The sequence below is a fragment of the Rufibacter roseolus genome (assembly GCF_017916365.1).
GTDB lineage: Bacteria > Bacteroidota > Bacteroidia > Cytophagales > Hymenobacteraceae > Nibribacter > Nibribacter roseolus.
This window is the reverse complement of the sequence record NZ_JAFMSU010000001.1, coordinates 2,162,167-2,181,246: the sequence shown is the minus strand read 5'-3', so window position 1 is coordinate 2,181,246 and position 19,080 is coordinate 2,162,167. Positions and strand designations below refer to the sequence as shown.

11 protein-coding genes are annotated in these 19,080 nt (G+C 54.9%); all 11 read right to left on the bottom strand.

All coding sequences use genetic code 11. The annotated features are described in order from the left end of the window. Positions 1-2 precede the first annotated feature (2 nt). Positions 3-398: a hypothetical protein gene (locus J3P35_RS08590; protein WP_210463913.1), complete on the bottom strand. Its 396-nt coding sequence runs from the start codon at positions 396-398 to the stop codon at positions 3-5. Positions 399-630: 232 nt separating this feature from the next. Continuing rightward, complete coding sequence (locus J3P35_RS08585) at positions 631-3,600, bottom strand: FAD-binding and (Fe-S)-binding domain-containing protein (RefSeq protein ID WP_210463912.1); 2,970 nt, start codon at positions 3,598-3,600, stop codon at positions 631-633. Between the two features lie 319 nt (positions 3,601-3,919). Next, complete coding sequence (locus J3P35_RS08580) at positions 3,920-5,062, bottom strand: class I SAM-dependent methyltransferase (RefSeq protein WP_210463911.1); 1,143 nt, start codon at positions 5,060-5,062, stop codon at positions 3,920-3,922. Between the two features lie 265 nt (positions 5,063-5,327). Beyond that, positions 5,328-6,416, bottom strand: coding sequence for a Gfo/Idh/MocA family protein (locus tag J3P35_RS08575; RefSeq protein ID WP_210463910.1), 1,089 nt, complete (start codon positions 6,414-6,416; stop codon positions 5,328-5,330). Positions 6,417-6,513: 97 nt separating this feature from the next. Then, the gene (locus J3P35_RS08570; protein ID WP_210463909.1) at positions 6,514-7,206 is read right to left on the bottom strand and encodes a metal-dependent hydrolase; all 693 of its coding nucleotides are present in this window, start codon (positions 7,204-7,206) and stop codon (positions 6,514-6,516) included. Positions 7,207-7,434: 228 nt separating this feature from the next. Further along, positions 7,435-8,214 carry an L-fucose dehydrogenase gene (locus J3P35_RS08565; RefSeq protein ID WP_210463908.1) on the bottom strand — a complete coding sequence of 260 codons (780 nt, stop codon included), beginning with the start codon at positions 8,212-8,214 and terminating at the stop codon, positions 7,435-7,437. A 532-nt stretch (positions 8,215-8,746) separates the two neighbouring features. Next, on the bottom strand, positions 8,747-11,116 hold the full coding sequence (locus tag J3P35_RS08560; RefSeq protein WP_210463907.1) for a TonB-dependent receptor: 2,370 nt from the start codon (positions 11,114-11,116) through the stop codon (positions 8,747-8,749). A 235-nt stretch (positions 11,117-11,351) separates the two neighbouring features. Next, a complete protein-coding gene (locus J3P35_RS08555; RefSeq protein WP_210463906.1) occupies positions 11,352-12,638 on the bottom strand; it encodes an MFS transporter in 1,287 nt (428 codons plus the stop codon). A 122-nt stretch (positions 12,639-12,760) separates the two neighbouring features. Further along, positions 12,761-13,816 carry a sugar phosphate isomerase/epimerase family protein gene (locus J3P35_RS08550; protein WP_210463905.1) on the bottom strand — a complete coding sequence of 352 codons (1,056 nt, stop codon included), beginning with the start codon at positions 13,814-13,816 and terminating at the stop codon, positions 12,761-12,763. A gap of 7 nt (positions 13,817-13,823) precedes the next feature. Next, entirely contained in the window at positions 13,824-14,993 is a 1,170-nt protein-coding gene (locus tag J3P35_RS08545; protein WP_210463904.1) for a Gfo/Idh/MocA family protein, read from the bottom strand. Positions 14,994-15,226: 233 nt separating this feature from the next. Continuing rightward, positions 15,227-18,781 carry a ThuA domain-containing protein gene (locus J3P35_RS08540; RefSeq protein WP_210463903.1) on the bottom strand — a complete coding sequence of 1,185 codons (3,555 nt, stop codon included), beginning with the start codon at positions 18,779-18,781 and terminating at the stop codon, positions 15,227-15,229. Positions 18,782-19,080: the final 299 nt, after the last annotated feature.

Sequence of the window (19,080 nt, the reverse complement as noted above, 5' to 3'; positions counted from 1 at the left end):
TCTCAGCCTCCTACCAATGGTGTTAATTTCAGGAAACTCACCGTAGTGTTACCGGTCAGCAATACCTCTTCCTCTAAAGACTCGGCTTGTTTGTTGTCTACCAATACAAAGTACCCGTTGTTCTGGAAAGCATTTAAAGCTACAAATACCTGTTTTTCCGGATCAATCTTCTTTCGTTCCTTAAGTTTGTAACCGTTGATGGTTAATTCAGTGTCAGTAGGCTGTACCAAGCCGCTGAAATATTGGGGTAACTTCTGGTTGTAATCTTCTACTTCCTTGGTCACCCTGGCTTCTATGATGTCTTTCACAGTAACCAGTTCGTTTTGCAAGGCAAGCTCCATTTGATGCAACACTTTCCCTGGGAAAGTCTCGTCCTTTATTGTAAGGGTATAGGCCATAGGGATTTAATTGTGCATTAAGTTAGCAATTAATCCTGCTCCAAAAAGGACTAAGAAATTGAAATAATTAGAATTTTTAGCACCTGGATACATCCCTTGTCAGTTGTTGTAGTGCCCTGGGCTATCCTCTTTAAATACCCAAGTATTTTGAGTCTATTTTCAACAAAACAGCCCTAAAACAGCAAAGCCTCTCCCGGTTAGGAGAGGCTTTGCTGTTCAACTTAAAAAGGCTTTACTTCTTCAAGGCCTGCCACAGAATTTCGGCGGGGTGCAGGGCTTTTTTGTGGGTGCCGTCTTTGATCTGGTGGCGGCAGCTGGTACCGGCGGCGGCGATGAGTACTTCCGGGGCAGCGTTTCTCACGGCCGGGAACAGCACCAGTTCGCCAATCTGCATGGAGACACCGTAATGTTCTTCCTCGTAGCCAAAGGACCCGGCCATGCCGCAGCAGCCCGAGGGGATCATCTCTACCTCGTAGTTCCGGGGGAGCAACAGAATTTTCTGGGTTGGGGTGAGTACCTGCAACGCTTTCTGGTAGCAGTGGCCGTGCAGCTTGATCTGCTTTTTCTCCTGGGTGAACACGTCTGGGGTGATGTTTCCGTTTTCGGTCTCTTTCAGCAAAAACTCCTCTAAAAGGTAAGAATTGGCCGCCACCTGGCGGGCAGCAGGTACCAATTCAGCTGGCACCAAATCAAGGTACTCATCGCGCAGGGTTAAAATGGCGGAGGGCTCAATCCCGATGATGGGAGTACCATTTGACATGGCTTTGCTCAGTAGCTGCACGTTTTTGATAGCTATTTCTTTGGCATCGCGCACCAGGCCTTTGGAGAGGTAGGTGCGGCCGCTTTCCAGGTGTTTGGGAATCTGCACGGAGTAGCCCAGCGCCGTCAACAATTTCACCGTAGTCTGCCCGATCTCCACATCGTTGTAGTTGGTGAACTCATCGCAGAACAGGTACACGGGTTTGCCTGTTTTACCAGCTCCGGCATGCTCCTTCTGCCACTTCTTAAACCAGCTTCTGAGGGTGATTTTACCTACTTCGGGCAACGAACGGTCCACGGCAAAACCTACGGTTTTCTTGATCAGCTTGCTGGTGACCGGGTTCTTGATCATGAAGTTGTAGACGCCGGGCACCACACTGGCCAGTTGCTGCATCTTGGTAAAATTCCCTATCATGCGCGTGCGCAGCGGTACGCCGTTGGCATCGTGGTAGTGCTGCAGGAACTCGGCTTTCATCTTGGCCACATCCACGCTGCTGGGGCACTCAGACTTGCAGGCCTTGCAGCTCAGGCAAAGATCCATCACCTCTTTGATTTCTTTATGGTCAAACTTGTTGACTTTATCAGAATTGGTGAGGAACTGGCGCAGGATGTTGGCACGGGCGCGGGTGGTGTCCTTTTCCTGACGAGTAGCCATGTAACTAGGGCACATGGTGCCACCGCTCACGTGTGTTTTACGGCAGTCGCCGGAGCCGGAGCATTTCTCGGCCATGCGAAGGATGCCCTCCTGCTGCGAGAAATCAAACAGCGTCTCCACCGGAATCACCTGCCGCTGGGTTTTCTCCTCGTAGCGCAGGAACTCGTTCATGGGCGGCGTGTCCACGATCTTGCCAGCGTTGAAGATGTGCCTGGGATCAAAGATCTCCTTTACCTCTTGCAATAGGGCGTAGACCTCGGCGCCCAAAGCCTGCGGGATGAACTCACCACGGAGGCGGCCGTCGCCGTGCTCGCCGCTCAAAGATCCATTGTATTTCTTGACTAGTTCAGTAGTCTCGGCTAAGACCTGCCGGAAGACCTGTTTGCCGGCCTCGGTTTTGAGGTTGATCATGGGCTCCACGTGCAGCTCACCGGCGCCGGCGTGGGCGTAGTAAGAGGCCTGCAGTTGGTGTTTGTCCAGCACCTGATTCAGTTCCGCGATGTAGGCGGGCAGATCCTCAGGCGACACGGCGCAGTCTTCAATCAGGTTCACGGGTTGGGTATCGCCGGGCAGGTTCCGGATCAAGCCCAGACCTGCTTTACGAACGTCCCACACTGGTTTGGTCAAGGCGCCGCGTACTACCGGGTAGGCATAGCCAAGTCCTGCGGCTTTCAGATCCGCAATCAGGGCTTCGGCTTTGTCTGTGATGATGTCCTGGCTGTCGGCCATGAACTCTACCATGAGCAGGGCCGCCGGATCTCCCTCGATGAAGAACCGGTTTGCGTCATAGGTGCGATGGCCTTTGGTGAAATCCATGATGTACTTGTCCACCAGTTCAGAAGACATGGGCTGATGCCGCAGGATGATGATGTTGGCTTCCAGGGCCTCGGCCAGGGAGTTGAAATGCACGCACACCAGACCCTCTTCCTTGGGCGGCAGCGGTATTAGGTTCAGTTTGGCCTCGGTCACAAACGCGAGCGTTCCCTCAGAACCGGCCAGCACTTTACAAAGGTCCAACGTGGTCTGCCCCTCGGGACCGGCACCTTCATCCACCAGGAAATCCAGGGCATACCCGGTGTTGCGGCGGGTGAGCGTCTTCTTGGGGTAGTTCTGCTGAATGACGGTGCGGTTTGTCTCATTTTTGATGAGGCCGTACATGCGACGGTAAATCTCACCTTCCAGGTTCTGGAGGATCAGTTTTTCTTGCAGTTCCTCGTGGGTGAGGGGTTTAAACTCGGCCTCGGAGCCATCGCTGAGCAGCACTTTGGCCGAGAGCAGGTGCGTACGGGTATCTCCCCAGACAATGGAATGCAGGCCACAGGAGTTGTTCCCGATCATGCCCCCAATCATCGCCCGACTGGCAGTGGAGGTTTCGGGTCCGAACAGCAGGCCGTGCGGCCGCAGGGTGGCGTTGAGGTCATCGCGGATGACGCCGGGCTGCACCCGTACCCAACTTTCCTGAGGGTTCACTTCCAGAACCTGGGTGAAGTATTTAGAGATGTCCACCACCAGCCCATTACCTACCACCTGTCCGGCCAAAGACGTACCGGCCGCCCGCGGAATAAGGGTGATTCGGTGCTCGTTCGCAAAGCGGATGAGTTTCTGCAGGTCTTCCTTTGTCTGCGGAATGGCTACGGCCACGGGCATTTCCTGGTATACCGAGGCATCGGTGGCGTAGACTCTTTTCTGCGCCTGGTGCAGGCTGGAGGCATCATCAAAATACAGTTCACCAGCCATGGAGGCTTCCAGCGCAGCAAAAGCGGACAAAGAGGGGGCGGAGGTCATCATGAAAAACAAATTGGGATACAAAGATAAGCATGCCAGGAAAGGATGTCTAACAAAAGATGCCCGGCCTAGCAGACGGCAGCACACGGAAAGCCAGCCCAAACAGGCACATGGCGTTCATCGGCCATTTTCAGGATTCTGCCCTTAAAACATAGACTGGCCGCAGGGGCAACATCCAGGTTAGGGCTTAGCTGAAAGTCAAAGAGACTGGCTTCTGGCCACCAAAGGAGCTCATATGTATAGAACGAACCTGCCGCTGTTTTAGGCCTGTCTTGTGAAAAACAAACGCAAAAGAGGAAAGGATACTAAGCCTGAAAACGGTTCACACGCTCCCGTTCGGTTTGAATTTAATGCGGCAGGCGGAGGTGAGTTTGTACACCACCTGGCCTGTCTTAGGGTTCAGCAACGTGATCTTGCCCTGTTCTTTCAATTTCTCAAAAGCAGTCTGGTAGTTGGCTTTGCAGTAGTTCTTACCCACGTTGTGCTTCTCGTAGATTTTGTCCAGCACCATGCTGTTGTACTCCGCCGCATTCTGCAGCAGGTCGTCTACCAGGTTCACGAGCGAGAACTCCAGGTATTTAGAATATTCCGGCACCAGAAGCCGGACGGCTTTGAGGTTGGCACCCAGCAGGGGCACCCCGTCTTCCTGCACATCGCTGTAGGGCAGCAGCAGTTCCTTGAAGCGGGTATGCGCCAGGTAACTCCTGGAGAGGAACAACAGGTAATGACTGCTCTGGTCTTTGCCCGGCACGTTCACCCGGAAGCGGGAGGTTTGGAGGCCTTTTTCCTGCAGGGCTTCCTCCAGGGTTTTCAGGGCGAAGGTTTCCTTTTTGGCGGCGCTGCTGGTTTTGGCGAAAAACGCTTTAAGCCTGGAGAACCTTTCTCCCAGGAAAGCCGCCAGATTGCTCTGGTCATCACTTTTACCCAAGGCCGCCGCCAACCGTTTGTACTCAAACAGCATCAGGAAATCAGCATTTTCCTGCCCTATTCCCTGCAGCCACAGTTCCTGCGAGAACCTGTTCCCGAAGGGATCCAGGAAGTAGAGGGCGGGCACGTCCTGGGTCAGTTCTTCCTGGAAAGCCTCCAGGTTTTCTTTCGTTTGCAGGTAAACGGGCTTGTGCTGGAGATCTGGGTAGAAGAACAGATTTTCAAGGGCATCCGGGAGCGACGAGGCCAGGCTTTTGTTTCCTTCATAGAAGAAAGGGTGCACGGCTTTGTTCAGGTCCGGGCGCCCGCCCGAGGTGGCGAATATGCTCTTCAGCAACTTTCCAGCCACAGGCATCCCTCCTTCTTCCGGACCCGCCGCTCCCGCGCTGGCATCTACCAGCAGCACTTTCTCCGGAGGCGTTTGGGTAGAGAAAAGCGTCTCGGCCCAAACCGTGAAAAACCTCAGGAAGATCTCTTCCTTGATCTCCGGGGCGCTCCTTCTCTGCTTAAAGAAATCCTTGGGTTCGGTACCAGCCACTAATCTTGTTTCCTTCTTTTGATCTTAAACCGGGCAATAGCCAAGGCAATTTTGCCTGGTCATTCCCTACTTCCCTCCGGCTACTTCCGGCGAGAGGGCTGCAAATTTACTTCCGTTTTCCGGATGTTTTAGCAAAATATGCTAAAAACGTTAGTCAAAATAAGAGCCTCGCCGTTTCTGGCCAGGCTCCTGTTTGGCAATGCCAAGGGAAGTGTCTTATACGGGAAGCTGCCGGATCATGATTTAAGCTTCTAGAACCGCTGCTTTATTCCAGGGAAATAGTTTTATGCTGCTTCGCCGATGTTTTGGCCGCCTCCAGAATCTCCACCACCGTCACGTTGAGGGGGAGGCTATACAGGTCGTTCTTGTCCAGGGTGAGTTTACCGGTGACCACTGAGGCCAGCACTGAGAAAGGATCTCCGTAGGGTTCCGGGCGCGGGTCCAGCTTGGCGACTTCCTCGGGCGAGCTTTCTTTCAGGCGGTGCCGCACGGTAGTGGCGTCCACGGCCACGGCGTAGCCTTTGTTCCCGTAGACTTCCATGTCTTTGCGCGCGAAGGTCCAGTTCCACGATCCCTGGATGATGCACTGGGCTTTGGGGTACTGCAGAATGATGGAGGCCTCATCGTCTACCTTCGGGTAAATCTCGGGCTTGTTCTGGTGCACCACGGCCGTAACCGACGTTGGTCTCTGGCCCTGCATGAGCCAGGTCATGAGGTTGGCGCCGTAACACCCGAAATCCATCAGAGCCCCGGCCCCGCTTTTCTCCGGATTGGTCAGAATCTCCAGGAACTCTTTGCTCACGCCAATCTCCTTGGGTCCCTGGTGCCCATCGTTCACCATCACTTTCCTGATCTCGCCCAGTTTGCCTTCCTTCACCAGATTGCCCACAAACTGGTTGCTGGCGTACCACGATGTCTCAAAATTGGTGAGCACCTGGATTTCGTGTTTCTGGGCCAAGGACTGGATCTCTTTCGCATCGGCAAAGGTGGTGGCCAGCGGCTTCTCTACCATCACGTGGATCTTGCGGGGCGCACAGGCCCGTACTACCGTCACGTGCTCACTGATGGCCCCGAAGGCCGAAACCGCCTGCGGTTTAGTCTTGTCCAGCATTTTGCCCAAATCAGAGTAAAACAGTTTCTGGTCCAGTTTGTAGCGCTTGGCGTACTTCTGGGCTAGTTCCTGGTTGGGCTCGTAAATCCCTACCAGCACAATGTCCTTCTTCTCCGGCGACCGGTTGAAAAGCCAGTCCACGTGCCCGTGGCTAAGCCCGGCCACTGCCAACCGCACCGGCGACTGTGCAAAAACCTGGGCCGTGAATAACATACAGAACAAAGTGAGTAAGAAGGTTTTCATAGAAAATGGGTTTATACTTGAATTGGTTGCCGATGCTTACGCAGAATGTCTGCCAATAGGCGATTAGTTTAAGTGAAGCTTCTACAAGATACCTAAGTTAAGCTTCCTGGAGCTGATTTTCCGGTTGTAGGCCCCGCTGAGAAAGTGGCCGGCGGTTACGGTCTATCCAGTAGCCCCACCCAACAAAGAGCCACTGCAACTGCCCGGCCCAAGCTATAGCCGACACCGCAGGAGGTGCCGGACCGAACAAATTCAGGAGATACACTACCACCAAAAAGATAATCAGGGCCCACAGGCTCCAGTTTCCGGTTCTGTTTCTGGCTTGGGTGCTCCGCAGATACAACTCTACCCCGATAGCAAACAGCAGTCCTTCCACTAAAAGACTTCCGGCCAGGGAATTCCACAGCCCCAGGCCCAGCAGCGGGGAATCACCCGGGTACAGCGGCAGATCTGGGCGGTGCATGACCAGATCCAGAACCCAGTGGCTCAGCACGCAGATTGCCACCACCAGCGCGCCCCTCCGGTATTTACTCAGGAGCCAATACAACCCGCCGCTGAGCAAACCCCAGCCCAGCACCAGCAGAAGGCTGTGCGAAATGGGGTAATGGGTAAAGTCAAGAGGCGTGACTTTGGTGATGCCGGGGCTGATAACGACCCGCTCCCAGCCCAGCAGCAGAAACGTGGGCCAAAGCAGATCCAGCAATTGGGCCGTCAAGAAAAGGGTTCCCAGCGAGACCCTAGGGGCGGCAGACTTGGCCCCGAAGCCAAAGGCGAAGTGTCCGATAAACATAGAGGGCAGAAAAATTAGTTTACTTCGTCAAATATAGCCTTTTTCAGATTTTCTCCTGAAGACGGAAGCAACACCCAATGCCCGGGTATTCTGTTTTTGAGTCCTTTTTTGAAATCCGAGGCCAAAACAGGGAATGATCAAAAGCCGTTTTCGCGGGCTTTCCATTTTAAGGTCGTTTTTGGAAAATCAGCCTTAAATCGACGGGCTTCAGGAATTCCCGGGGACAGCCTAAATGGCCCGGTCCAGGTGTACGTAGCCGCCATCCACGTGGATAATCTGCCCGGTGGTATGGCTTGATTTAGAAGACAGCAGAAAAACCGCCGTCTGGGCTATTTCCTCCGGCGTGGTCATGCGGTGCCCCAGCGGAATGCGCGAAACGATCTCCCGGTACTTTTCCTCCGGGTGCGGCAAGGTCTGTAGCCAACTTTCATACTGCGGCGTCCAACTCTCGGCCACGGCAATGGCGTTCACCCGGATGCCGTATTTCAGAAGTTCCACTGCCCACTCGCGGGTGAGGGCGTTGCGACCGCCGTTAGCAGCAGCGTAGGCCGAGGTGTTCCCCTGCCCGGTCTCGGCTACCTTAGAGGTGATGTTCAGAATTGGTCCTTTGGACCTGATCAGCTCGGGCAAGGCGTAGTGCGCCAAAAGATAGTAGTGCACCAGGTTCCGGTGCAGCGAGGCCATGAAGTCATGGTAGTTGCCGTTTTCCAGCCCCACCCCATCGTTCAGGCCGGCATTGTTCACCAGCCCGTCAATGCAGCCAAATTGGCCTATAACCGTTTCCACAGCTTGCCGGCATTCGTTAGGGTGGCTGAGCTCTGCCACCACCTGAAAGACCTGCCCGCCTTCATGCAGGATCTCGGCCACGGTTTCCAGGTTATCAGCCTCGCTCCGGCCCAGGATCACCGGAATGGCTTTCTCCTGCGCCAGCACTTTGGCAATCCCGCGGCCAATGCCCTTGGCGCCGCCTGACACAATGATGATCTTTCCCGCTAACAGTAAATCCATAAAAATGGGCTTTTGCGTTTAGGAACTCAATCTGTAAAAGCGGCCTGCATACTCTCCGTACAACAGGGCCTGCTCGTGCTGGCTGAAAATGGCAAATTAATCATTTACCAAATCTAGCATATCTTCATAAGCACCGGGTACAGGGCACACTGGTCATTCTGAACCGTAAATCAACCGCTGCACCCCGAAGGTCTTCACTACCAAATCAAGATAAGCATGAAGTAGTCGCATTTGGTGATGAAGTGGGCCTGGTCTGAGCAAAGGTACAATGCCTAGATGTGCACCCGATGCGGCCCTGCCGGACGAAAACCTGGGCTGTGGGCCTACTGATACCGCTGTGGGGCTAGGTGACTCCTGTACTTTTTCCTTCAACTCAAACATGCGTGTTTACCGTCTACAGGTGCAGGGACGAGAGAAGCAAAAGAAGCCAGCGATGGGTTTAGAGCCTGTTTTAACCAAATCAGCCCCTAAACCCATCGCCGGTGAAAAGTATTCTGTAAATCAATCAGGCCTACTCTAAGGCCATACATGCCTAGAAATTCGCCCGCAGAGAAACGCCGTAGGTGGCAGGGTTGCCCAGGCGGGCCGCCCCGAAGCTGTAAGCGTAGTCAATGTATTTCTCATCGGTGAGATTTCTGCCCCAGAAGAAGACTTCGTAGCGTTTGGCCTGAACGCCTACGCGGGCGTTGAACGTGCTGAACCCGTCTTGCGACAATTGGTTGGCCAGGTCAAAATACTGTTTGCCCAGGTAGCGCCACTCGCCGCGCAGCACCAGCCGCAGACTTTGGGTCGCGCCCAGGCCGTAGCCGTATTGCAGGGCCAGCATGGAGGTGACATCGGGGGTAAAGACCTGTTTGTTGCCTTCCAGGTTCACTTCCTCGCCATCGGCGGAGCCGGTGAGGCTGGTGTATTGGGCATCGGTGTAGCCCAGGCTGTAGCTGGCCTCCAGGCCTTTGGCCGGGGTAGCGTTCAGTTCCAGTTCAAGGCCTTTGCTCTCCAGCTCGCCCACGTTGCGGGTCACAATGATGGCCTCCGGCAGCACCAGCGTAGGCACCTGCGCATCGGTCACCTGGGTGTAAAAGGCCGACACATTGGCGGTGAGGCGGTTCTGGAGGAAAGCCGTTTTCAGCCCGATTTCAAAATTATCGCTGTATTCAGGGTCATAGGCGAACAATGGCGGCTGCGAGGGATCTGAGGAAAGCTGCGTGATGCCGCCCGTCCGGAAGCCCCGGCTGTAGGAGCCGTACAGGTGGTAATTCTCGCTGAGGTGATAGGCCAGGCTGGCCTTGGGCGAGAACGCCTTGAAACTGGCGGTGGAAGAGGTATCCGGGAGCACCACCATGAGCTCGTCGCCATCGGGTTGGAACTCCCCCCGGATGGCTTGTTTCCGGTGCTCGTAGTCATACCGTAAGCCGGCGGTCAGCTCCAGGTTGGTCTGAATCTGGTAGGTTCCCTGTCCGAAGAAAGCCGCACCGTAGCTCTCGCCGTCGTTGATGTTGATGCTGGTGAAATTAGGGAAAGGCGCGCCCACCATTTCGGCGTCCTCACCGAAGTGCGTGCCCACTTTCACGGGGTTGTCATGGAAGAACCCGTAGGCACCCGCAATCCACTGGAAGTTAGAGACCGTGGAGGTAGGCGAGGAAAACCTAATTTCCTGGGTGAAGACCTTCACCTTGTTCCAGTCCTGGCCATAGTTGTTCACGATGGAAACCCCGTCAATGGGCGAGAAATCCCCGTCCAGGGGCTCGTCATAGATGCGGTAGTTAGACTGGTAAGCCGTCTGGGAGGTGAAGTTGAACGCGGGGCCGGTATGGTTCACAATGAAGGAGCCGTTGAAAGTGTTGTCTATCATCTTGCCTACCGAGTTCTGGTTCACCTCAAACGGGTGCGCGAAGGCTTCCTCAATGCTAAAGACAAGCGGGAAAGCCCCGCGATTGCGGTTGGCCGAGTGCTTGGCGTTGAGGGTGAGGTTCCAGCGGGGGTTTACCAGGTAGCGGAGGTAGTAATTGCCCACAAATACCTGCTGGCGGTCAAAGTCGGTGTTGTTGAAGGTGTTGGTGTAGAAGCCATCCTGCTTCCGGAAAAGGCCCGCGGCCCCCAGGAACAGTTTGTCCTTGATCAACGGCGTTCTGATGCCCAGGCTGTAGCGCTGCTGCCCGTAGTTCCCGAAATCAAGGGCGGCGTACCCGCTGGTGGTGTTGCCGGGTTGCCGGGTGATGATGTTGATGACCCCGCCCATGGCGTTGCGGCCGTACAGAGTACCCTGCGGCCCGCGCAGCACCTCAATGCGCTCCACGTCCAGCAACTCGGGCAGGTAGGTGTCCAGGGTGAATTGGTTTACGCCGTCAATGTAGGTGGCCACAGCCGGATCATACGACGTGGTGGCAATACCCCGGATGGAGGTCAGATTGCGGTTATCGCCGGGATCTGAGGAAAACAGGTTGGGGATGATGCCGGTGAGGTCGCGCTGGCTCCAGAGGCGGTATTCCTGCACCTGGCGGCTATTAAGGGCAGTAATGCTTGCGGGGACCCTTTGCAGGTCTTCCTCTACTTTCTGGGCACTCACCACCACCTCGTCTAACTGGGCGGCGGATTCGGTGAGTTGAATTACCAGATCGGCCTCTTCCTCAGGTAGCCGCACGGTGCGGGTGAGGGTGGCGAAACCCACTGCGCTTACCTGCACGGTGTAGTGGCCCGCGGGCACGTTGTTGAGGAGAAACTGGCCCTGGGCATCTGAGACGGTGCTCAGGTTGGTGTTCAGGAGCCGGACGTTAGCCCCGGGGATTCCGGCGGAATTGCGGCTCTGGACCGAGCCCCGGAACGAACCTAAACGCTGGGCCCAGCTGATGGTGATACTAAGGATAAATACTGCTACTGCGGAAAAAACAACTTTACTTCTCATAATTTATTCTCTCGAGGGCTGACAGAATGCGGGTCAGCAAAAAGGTGCAAATGCTTGAGGCGGGATACCTTTCTTCACTTGTGTTTTGCGCTCAGCATTCTATTCTGGGCCTGTTTTGTCAAAAACAGGCCCAGAATGCCTCTTCACTTCTTCATATGGTTTGCATGAGCCATTCAGAGAACAGCTTCAAAGGGTCAGGGTAAAAAATGAATGAACTGCCGGTCTCTGGTTTGTACTAGGCCGCAGCGTAGCGTGAATCCTGCACGTTCTTGTTTCTGCGGGAGCGCATGTAGAAGAACAGCCCCGCGAATGCGATAGCCAGGAAGATAGGAATCACCAGCGTGGCCTGCAGCACCTCTGGACCAGCCAGGTTCTTGGCACTGTTCAGGGCTGTCGCCATCTCGGTACCCGGCGCCGCCGCTACGTATTGGTTCAGGTCAGCCCCGGCAGGAAGACGCTCGGTCACAATCCGGTCATAGAAGCTGCCCATGAACACGGTGTAGATAGATACCGCGAACATACCGGCACCGCCCATCAGGTTAAGGCCCAAGGCCCCGGACTTAGGGATGTTCTCCGCCACAAAACCGATCATGGTAGGCCAGAAATAGGTCACGCCCAAGCCAAACACAATCGCGGCCAGGAAGATGGAATTACCGGTTAAAGTGCTCAGCAGGTAGATTCCCAGGGCAGCAAGAACGGCAGAAATACACAACACCCCGGCCGGGCTCAGTTTGTGCACCACGGGCTTGGCCAACCCACGGCCAATCACCATCACCCCAGTGGTAAGGGTTAAGATCAGCAACGCGTTATCAGTCACGTTTCTCAGGAGCACATCAATCCACTGGCCGGTGAACAGCTCGGTGATAGCCGTCCCGAACATGCAGATGAACATGAAGATGAACAACGGCGACAGTACCGCTTTGTACATATCGGCGGTAGAGTAGCCAGAGGCCACACGCTCGGTTACCGGGAAATCAAGTTTAGAGAACAGGAAGCCGTACACCAGGGTAGGCAACAGCATCACGGCCACTTGTATCTGCCAGCTCAACCCAAGATTGGTGAACAGGAACACGAGCAAAGTACCGATCACGATACCGCCCGGGAACCACAGGTGGAAATAGTTCAGACGAGTGGTTTTGTTTTCCGGGTACAGCGTAGCCACTAACGGGTTACAGGCTGCCTCTACCGTACCATTCGCGATGCCGATGAACAGGGTGGAAAGAAACAGTGTCCAGTACCCCTGGGCGAAAATGGTGAGCAGAATACCCGCCAGGTGAAACACGAAGGCAGCCACCAGCAGGCGCTTCATCCCGATGGCATCCACCACGAAGCCCCCCACCACAATGGCCAGCGGAAAGCCCCAAAATGCGGTAGCGGTGATGGTACTCAATTCAGAGGCGCTCAACTGGAACTCAACCCCCAGCTGGTTCAGAATCCCGGCCCTGATCCCGAAGGACAGAGACGTTACCAGGAGGGCAAAACAGCTTGCCCAAAAGAGCTTTGAACGTTGGATATTTTGCATATGTATCGGTTTGTTAGAAGGTGTAGAGGTTAAAATCAAGAAGGAAATCTCCTTTCCCGGGCTGGAGACATTCGCAGGCTGCCAGCCCGGGGTTTAGAGCAATGTGGTTGATCTGAACGATATTAAGACAAGCCCAGAATCTGCTTGTTCAAGGCTTCGTTCACGCCGGTGGAGGCAAAATCATCAAAGGCTTTCTCGGTTACCCGGATGATGTGGTCTTTGATGAAAACGGCGCCTTCGCGGGCTCCATCCTCAGGGTGCTTGATAGCGCACTCCCACTCCATCACGGCCCAGCCTTTGAAGTCGTAAGCGGCCAGTTTGCTGAAAATACCCTTGAAATCCACCTGCCCGTCGCCCAGGGAACGGAAGCGGCCGGCGCGGTCAATCCAGCTCTGGTAACCGCCGTACACGCCCTGCTTTCCGGTTGGGTTGAACTCAGCGTCCTTCACATGGAACATCTTGATCCGCTCGTGGTAGAAGTCAATGTATTCCAGGTAATCCAGGCACTGCAGCACAAAGTGCGAGGGGTCATACAGCAAACAAGCCCGTGGGTGGTTGTTCACTTTCTCCAGGAACATCTCATAGGAAATACCGTCGTGTAGGTCCTCACCCGGGTGGATCTCATAGCAAAGGTCTACCCCATGCTCGTCATAGATATCCAGGATGGGTGTCCAGCGTCTGGCCAACTCGGTAAAACCGGCTTCCACCAGACCGGCTGGGCGCTGCGGCCACGGGTACACGGTATGCCACAACAGCGCCCCGCTGAACGAGGCGCTGGCGTTCAACCCCAGGTTTCGGGAAGCCTGTGCGGCGTACGTCAATTGCTGCACTGCCCACTCGGTTCTGGCTTTGGGGTTGTTGCGGTAGGCCTCCGGCGCGAAACCGTCGAACAGTTGGTCATAGGCGGGGTTTACGGCTACCAACTGTCCCTGCAAGTGCGTAGACAGTTCGGTGATTTTTAAGCCGTGGCTTTCTACCATGCCTTTGATCTCATCGGCGTAGGTTTTGCTCTCGGCGGCTTTCTGCAGGTCAAAATAGCTCGTGGCCCAGGTAGGGATCTGCACCCCTTCAAACCCCAGGCTTTTGGCCCATTTGCAGATAGACTCTAAGTCATTGAACGGGGGATTCTCTCCCAGGAACTGGGCCAGGAAAATAGCGGGTCCTTGTATAGTGGTCATGTCTATGCTAGATGGTGAACGGTATCCATTTGTTTTCTGATTGGCCGGCGGCAATCACTTGCTCAATAAAAGCCATGCCGCGCACGCCTTCCTCAATGCCCGGGAAATCAAGCGCCTCAGGTTGCGGCTCCTGGCCGCTGAGTTTGGCTTTCACGGTCAGGGCGAAGTTGCGGTACAGGTTGGCGAAAGCCTCCAGGTAGCCTTCGGGGTGGCCACCGGGCGTGCGGGAGTTGTGCTGGGCGAAAGAACCCACGTAACCGCTGCCGGTGCGCACAATCTCGGCGGGGCGGTCCAGCCATTTCACCAGGAGCGTGTTGGCGTTGTCCTGCTGCCAGTCCAAGCCGCCTTTCTCACCGTACACTCGTATTCTGATGTTGTTTTCCTCGCCGGCGGCAATCTGCGTGGCGAACAGCACACCGCTGGCGCCGTTGTTGAATTTCAGGAGGGCGGCGCCGTCATCATCCAGCTGGCGGCCTTCCACCACCACGTTGATATCGGCGCAGAGCTGGGTCACTTCCAGCCCGGACACATACTCAGCCAGGTTGAAAGCGTGCGTGCCGATGTCGCCCATGGCACCGGCGATGCCGCTCTGCTTGGGGTCGGTGCGCCAGGAGGCCTGCTTGTTGTCGCCGCCTTCCTCAAAGGTGCTCAGCCAGCCTTGCGGATACTCCACGTACACTTTCCGGATCTTGCCCAGTTTGCCGGAGGCCACCAGTTGCCGGGCCTCTTTGACCATGGGGTAACCGGTGTAGGTGTGGGTGAGGCAGAACAGGTTGCCGGTGCGGGACACCACTTCGCGCAGCTGAAGGGCCTCCTCCAGGGAGAAGGTCATGGGCTTGTCCAGGATCACGTGGAAACCGCTTTCCAGCGCCAGTTTGGTGGGCTCGAAATGCACGTGGTTGGGGGTCACAATGCTGATGACCTGCACGCGCTGATCCTCGGGTAATTGCTTTTCTTTCTCGTATAACTCCTGGTATGAACCATACACTCTATCGGGGGAAAGACCCAGCAGTTCGCCGCTGGCTTTTGACTTTTCTGGGTTGCTGCTGAAAGCGCCGCACACAAGTTCATATTCCCCGTCCAATCGGGCCGCGATGCGGTGAACGGCGCCAATAAACGCCCCTTGTCCCCCACCAATCATGCCCAACCTGAGTTTCTGGTGTATCAATTGTTCCATGGTTAATTTTTTGAATTAATACTCTCTAATATATAAATCATTACTGGTTTACCCTGTGATGTGGCTCAATATTTAAGCCTCTAGTTTCCCTGTTTTCAGGCCGTTTTCCATAAAACGGCCCTATAACAGTACCCCTTCCAATGCTTTACCCTCTTTGCCCCTACTTCCGTTCAGGGCCCGTTTTTTTAAAAGCGGGCCCTGAACGGAAGAGCAAGCCCAACTTCAGAACCGCTCTATTTCACTTGGTTAATGACTACAGAGGTTCCTGCATTAGTTCCCTGGGGGGAAAAGGTGACCGTTTTCAGAAGTGGCCGGTTATTTCCTCTGCCATTTACTTCCTTACAAATGAGGTACACTTCCGTGGTTCGCAGGTTGAGCGGAACCCGGACAGGAATTCGCGTGCTCACGATCTGCCCTTCTATGCCGAAGGCCATCCGTCCGCTGCCTATTCTCTGTCCGTTCACCGATCCAATTCTCACTTCCACGGCATAGGTGCCCAGGTAACCACTGTTCACCGCCATCAGATCAATAAAAGCGATGTCTGTTAGATCCAGGGTTTCTTTGATCCAGCCTTCACTTGTAGGGAATACCAGGTATTTGCTTCCGGCAGAGTCTTTACTAGCGAAACCTTTTACTTGCTTGAATTCCGACACATCTATCCGGTTGCTTCTCAGTTGAATGGCGCTGGAACCCATCAACGGTTTCAGGCCCGGGCCGCCCTCATGGGTGTAAGTGGCCGTGAGTTTCAAAACGGTGTTCTCCTTCCTCTGCGGCTCTACCCTTGGCACAACCTCTCCCTTGGCCGGAAGCGAAGGCTTGGTGCTGGTTGGACTGGCCAGAGAAAGAATCCAGGAGACAATCTGCCGGGCATCTGCCTCTGACAAATCTGGGTGCGCTGGCATGGCATTCTCGCCCCACACACCGCTGCCGCCTTTGATGATCTTGTTCGTCAGGTGTGAGGTGGCTTTTGGATCTTTGAGGTACCGTTTAGACACGGCCTGGTAGTCTGGCCCAATAGATTTCTGGTCTATCTTATGGCAGCCTTTGCAGTCTGAGCTTTCCATAAGCGTTCTGCCCACCAGGGTAGCGGAGGCTACCTGGTGCCCCATGGAGGCGCCCGCCAGGTCTTTTCCTTCTACGTATTCAGCAGACACATACAGGTTTTGCGGCTTCACCTGGCCACCCGGCGTGTTTACGTGCACCTGGTACCTGACAGGGGTTCCCTCAAAGTAGAAGCTTCGGTTGCCCGGTAAGGCCACCAGCACATCGGGCTGCTCATTACCGGCGTACACCGTAACGGCTTTTCTTCCGGAGGTCGCCTTCTCGGTATCGGTGACTTCTACCATGATGTCATAGTCTCCGGCCTGGGTGAAGGTATGTTCCAGTTGCGGAGTATCGGTTAGTTTCCTTAGCCCGTTAATAGTCCAGAGGTATTTGAGGTTGTCTTTCTCTGGATCTGCCACTTCTACGGTAGCGGTAACCGTGAAAGGAAGCAACCCGCTCGGGCGGTCTACCGTGAGGTTCGTGATTTTAGGAGGCCGGTTCCCGGATAGGTAATCTACTCTGGAGAGGGCGGCATCCGGGTTTCCGGTGAACCATCCTTTGCCGTATTCCAGGATATAGAGCTTACCGTCTGGCCCTACCTCCATGTCCATGATGGCGGCGAACTTCTCATGCTCCATAAAGGGCTCCATCTTATCAAAGTCCCCGTTTTCTTTCATGGTGATTACTTTGATCCAGTCCCTGATCCAGTCATAGATAAAGAGTTTGCCATGGTAGTACTGGGCATACCGGGTTTTCTCCGGGAACATGTCTGTGTAGTAAACCGGACCGGCCATGGCGTTACGGCCGCCCGTACCCACCTGCGGGAACTCCGGGGAAGCATCATACGGGTACCAGATGAAAGCCGGCTGGGCCGGTGGCAGATTCACAATACCCGTGTTATTGCGGGAGTCGTTCACCGGTCTGGCAGGATTGAAGGTTTCACCAGAAACCCCTGAACCATAGTTATACCGGTGGTAGGCATAGTTATTCGCCACGAAAAGCGGCCACCCGAAATTACCGGCTTTACGGGCCTGGTTTACTTCATCATACCCTTTGGGGCCTCTGGTGGCTAAGCTATCGTTCTTGGCATCCGGTCCTACTTCGCCCCAATACAGGAACCCTGTTTTCTGGTCAACCGAGATGCGGTATGGGTTACGGTGGCCCATTGTGTAGATTTCAGGTCTGGTTTTCGCCTGGTTTCTAGAAAACAGGTTGCCGGCCGGTATTTCATAGGAGCCATCGGCCTTTACCCTGATCCTGATCACCTTTCCGCGCAGGTCATTGGTGTTGCCGGATGTTCTCCGGGCATCATACTGCAAATGCCCCTCGCGGTCATCCAAAGGCGCATATCCCTGATTTGTGTAGGCCTGGCCTTTTTCATCAAAAGGCGTGCTGTTGTCACCGGTAGACAGGTACAACAGTTTGTCTGGCCCAAAAGCGATAGAACCGCCCGTGTGGCAACAGATCTGGCGCTGGGAATATAGTTCCAGCACGATCTTCTCAGAAGCCATGTCCAGTTTCCCGTTCCGGAAGACAAAGCGGGAAAGCCGGTTCACCGAAGTGTCTGCCGGGCTGTAGTACAGATATATAAAGTTGTTTTTAGCAAAGTCCGGATCTTTAGCCAATCCCATCAAGCCTTCTTCCGCATTGGCGTCTGAGCTGGAAGTATGGTACACATCCAGAAAGCCGGCCTGGGTCAAAGTGCCATTGCCCTGGTTGTAAAACATCAGCTCGCCCCGGCGCTGGGCTACCAGAATGTCCAGGTTCGGCAAAATGGTCATCTCTGTGGGCTCGGTGAACTTGCCTTGCGTCAGCACATTTTTCACAAAGCGGTCCTCTTCCGGCACGCGCAACGAGGTGGCTTTCTCGTAATCCAACTCTTTGTTGTCCCCGATGGCGTACTCAATACCGGCCAGCAAATGCTGCAGGAAAAGCTTGTCCTGGTAAGATTCCTCAGTGTGGCCCAAGGCGGTGTAGAAGGCGCGCCCGCCCTCAAAGTCATGGTACCAGGCCACGGGATGGTTGTCCCCGTTGGTGCCGCCTTTGTAGCTCTTCTCGTCCAGGGTGAGCAGCACTTTCACCTGCTTGCTCAGGTTCTTGAAGTTGTACCACTCGTCTTTCCGTCTCCACTCTTTGGGCAGCCCCTCGGTGGCCGGGTGCTTTTCATCCGTGACCCGCACAATGGCCTCCTGCTGTTCTGGGTGGCTCGCGAAATACGCGCCCACCATTCGGCCGTACCAACCCCAGCCATACTCCGTGTCGGTGGCGGCATGCACGCCCGCGAACCCGCCGCCGGCCTGGATGTATCGCTCAAAATCGGCTTCCTGGTAATGGTTCAGGACATCACCGGTGGTGCTGAGAAACACCACGGCGGCATATTTCTTCAGGGAGTCTTCCTGGAAGTAGGCGGCGTTGGTGGTGGTGTCGACGGCAAACCCGTGCTCTTTTCCCAGGCCAACGATGGCATTCTGACCAGCGGAAATAGAGCTGTGGTGGTAACCGGCCGTCTTACTGAAAACCAGAATTCTGGGGTCTCCGTCCCGTTTGCCGCAGGAAGAGAACAGGAACACGAAAAGGCAGGCCGCCGCCAGCAAAGGTCCCAACGCACCTGAGCGAATAGCGGCCGTTTTCCTGATTTTGGCCTTACAACGACCGGGAGAAAGTGCGTCCCCGCAAACGGGGGAAGTGTCTGTGGAAGTGTTGGCACTACGCACATTCAATGGTGACTTACCAGATAATCTCATATTAAGAAGGCTTGACAAGTAATTAAAATCGGCCGGTAGGCCAACCATGAACTCATGGGCGGCTTTCCCTGCCTTGTAAGCGGCACTGCTGTTTTGAGCCTCTTTTTCTAAAAACAGGCTCAAAACTCAACTCTGAATCCCTACCTGAAAGGCTGGCAGGGGGTGTCCCGAATATCCTCCGCGGGCTCTTGCCGCGGCTACCAACTTCTCTCCCTTCTCCTGCTTTCCGGTCCGGGACTCTAAAAATCACCTTTCCGTTTTAAGCTCGTTTTCTGAAAAACAGGCCTAAAACGGAAAGG

Bases quoted from the DNA above. Each gene is read 5' to 3' on its own strand.
- J3P35_RS08590 (WP_210463913.1), bottom strand. From the start codon at position 398: ATGGCCTATACCCTTACAATAAAGGACGAGACTTTCCCAGGGAAAGTG.
- J3P35_RS08585 (WP_210463912.1), bottom strand. From the start codon at position 3,600: ATGATGACCTCCGCCCCCTCTTTGTCCGCTTTTGCTGCGCTGGAAGCC.
- J3P35_RS08575 (WP_210463910.1), bottom strand. From the start codon at position 6,416: ATGAAAACCTTCTTACTCACTTTGTTCTGTATGTTATTCACGGCCCAG.
- J3P35_RS08570 (WP_210463909.1), bottom strand. From the start codon at position 7,206: ATGTTTATCGGACACTTCGCCTTTGGCTTCGGGGCCAAGTCTGCCGCC.
- J3P35_RS08565 (WP_210463908.1), bottom strand. From the start codon at position 8,214: ATGGATTTACTGTTAGCGGGAAAGATCATCATTGTGTCAGGCGGCGCC.
- J3P35_RS08560 (WP_210463907.1), bottom strand. From the start codon at position 11,116: ATGAGAAGTAAAGTTGTTTTTTCCGCAGTAGCAGTATTTATCCTTAGT.
- J3P35_RS08555 (WP_210463906.1), bottom strand. From the start codon at position 12,638: ATGCAAAATATCCAACGTTCAAAGCTCTTTTGGGCAAGCTGTTTTGCC.
- J3P35_RS08550 (WP_210463905.1), bottom strand. From the start codon at position 13,816: ATGACCACTATACAAGGACCCGCTATTTTCCTGGCCCAGTTCCTGGGA.
- J3P35_RS08545 (WP_210463904.1), bottom strand. From the start codon at position 14,993: ATGGAACAATTGATACACCAGAAACTCAGGTTGGGCATGATTGGTGGG.
- J3P35_RS08540 (WP_210463903.1), bottom strand. From the start codon at position 18,781: ATGAGATTATCTGGTAAGTCACCATTGAATGTGCGTAGTGCCAACACT.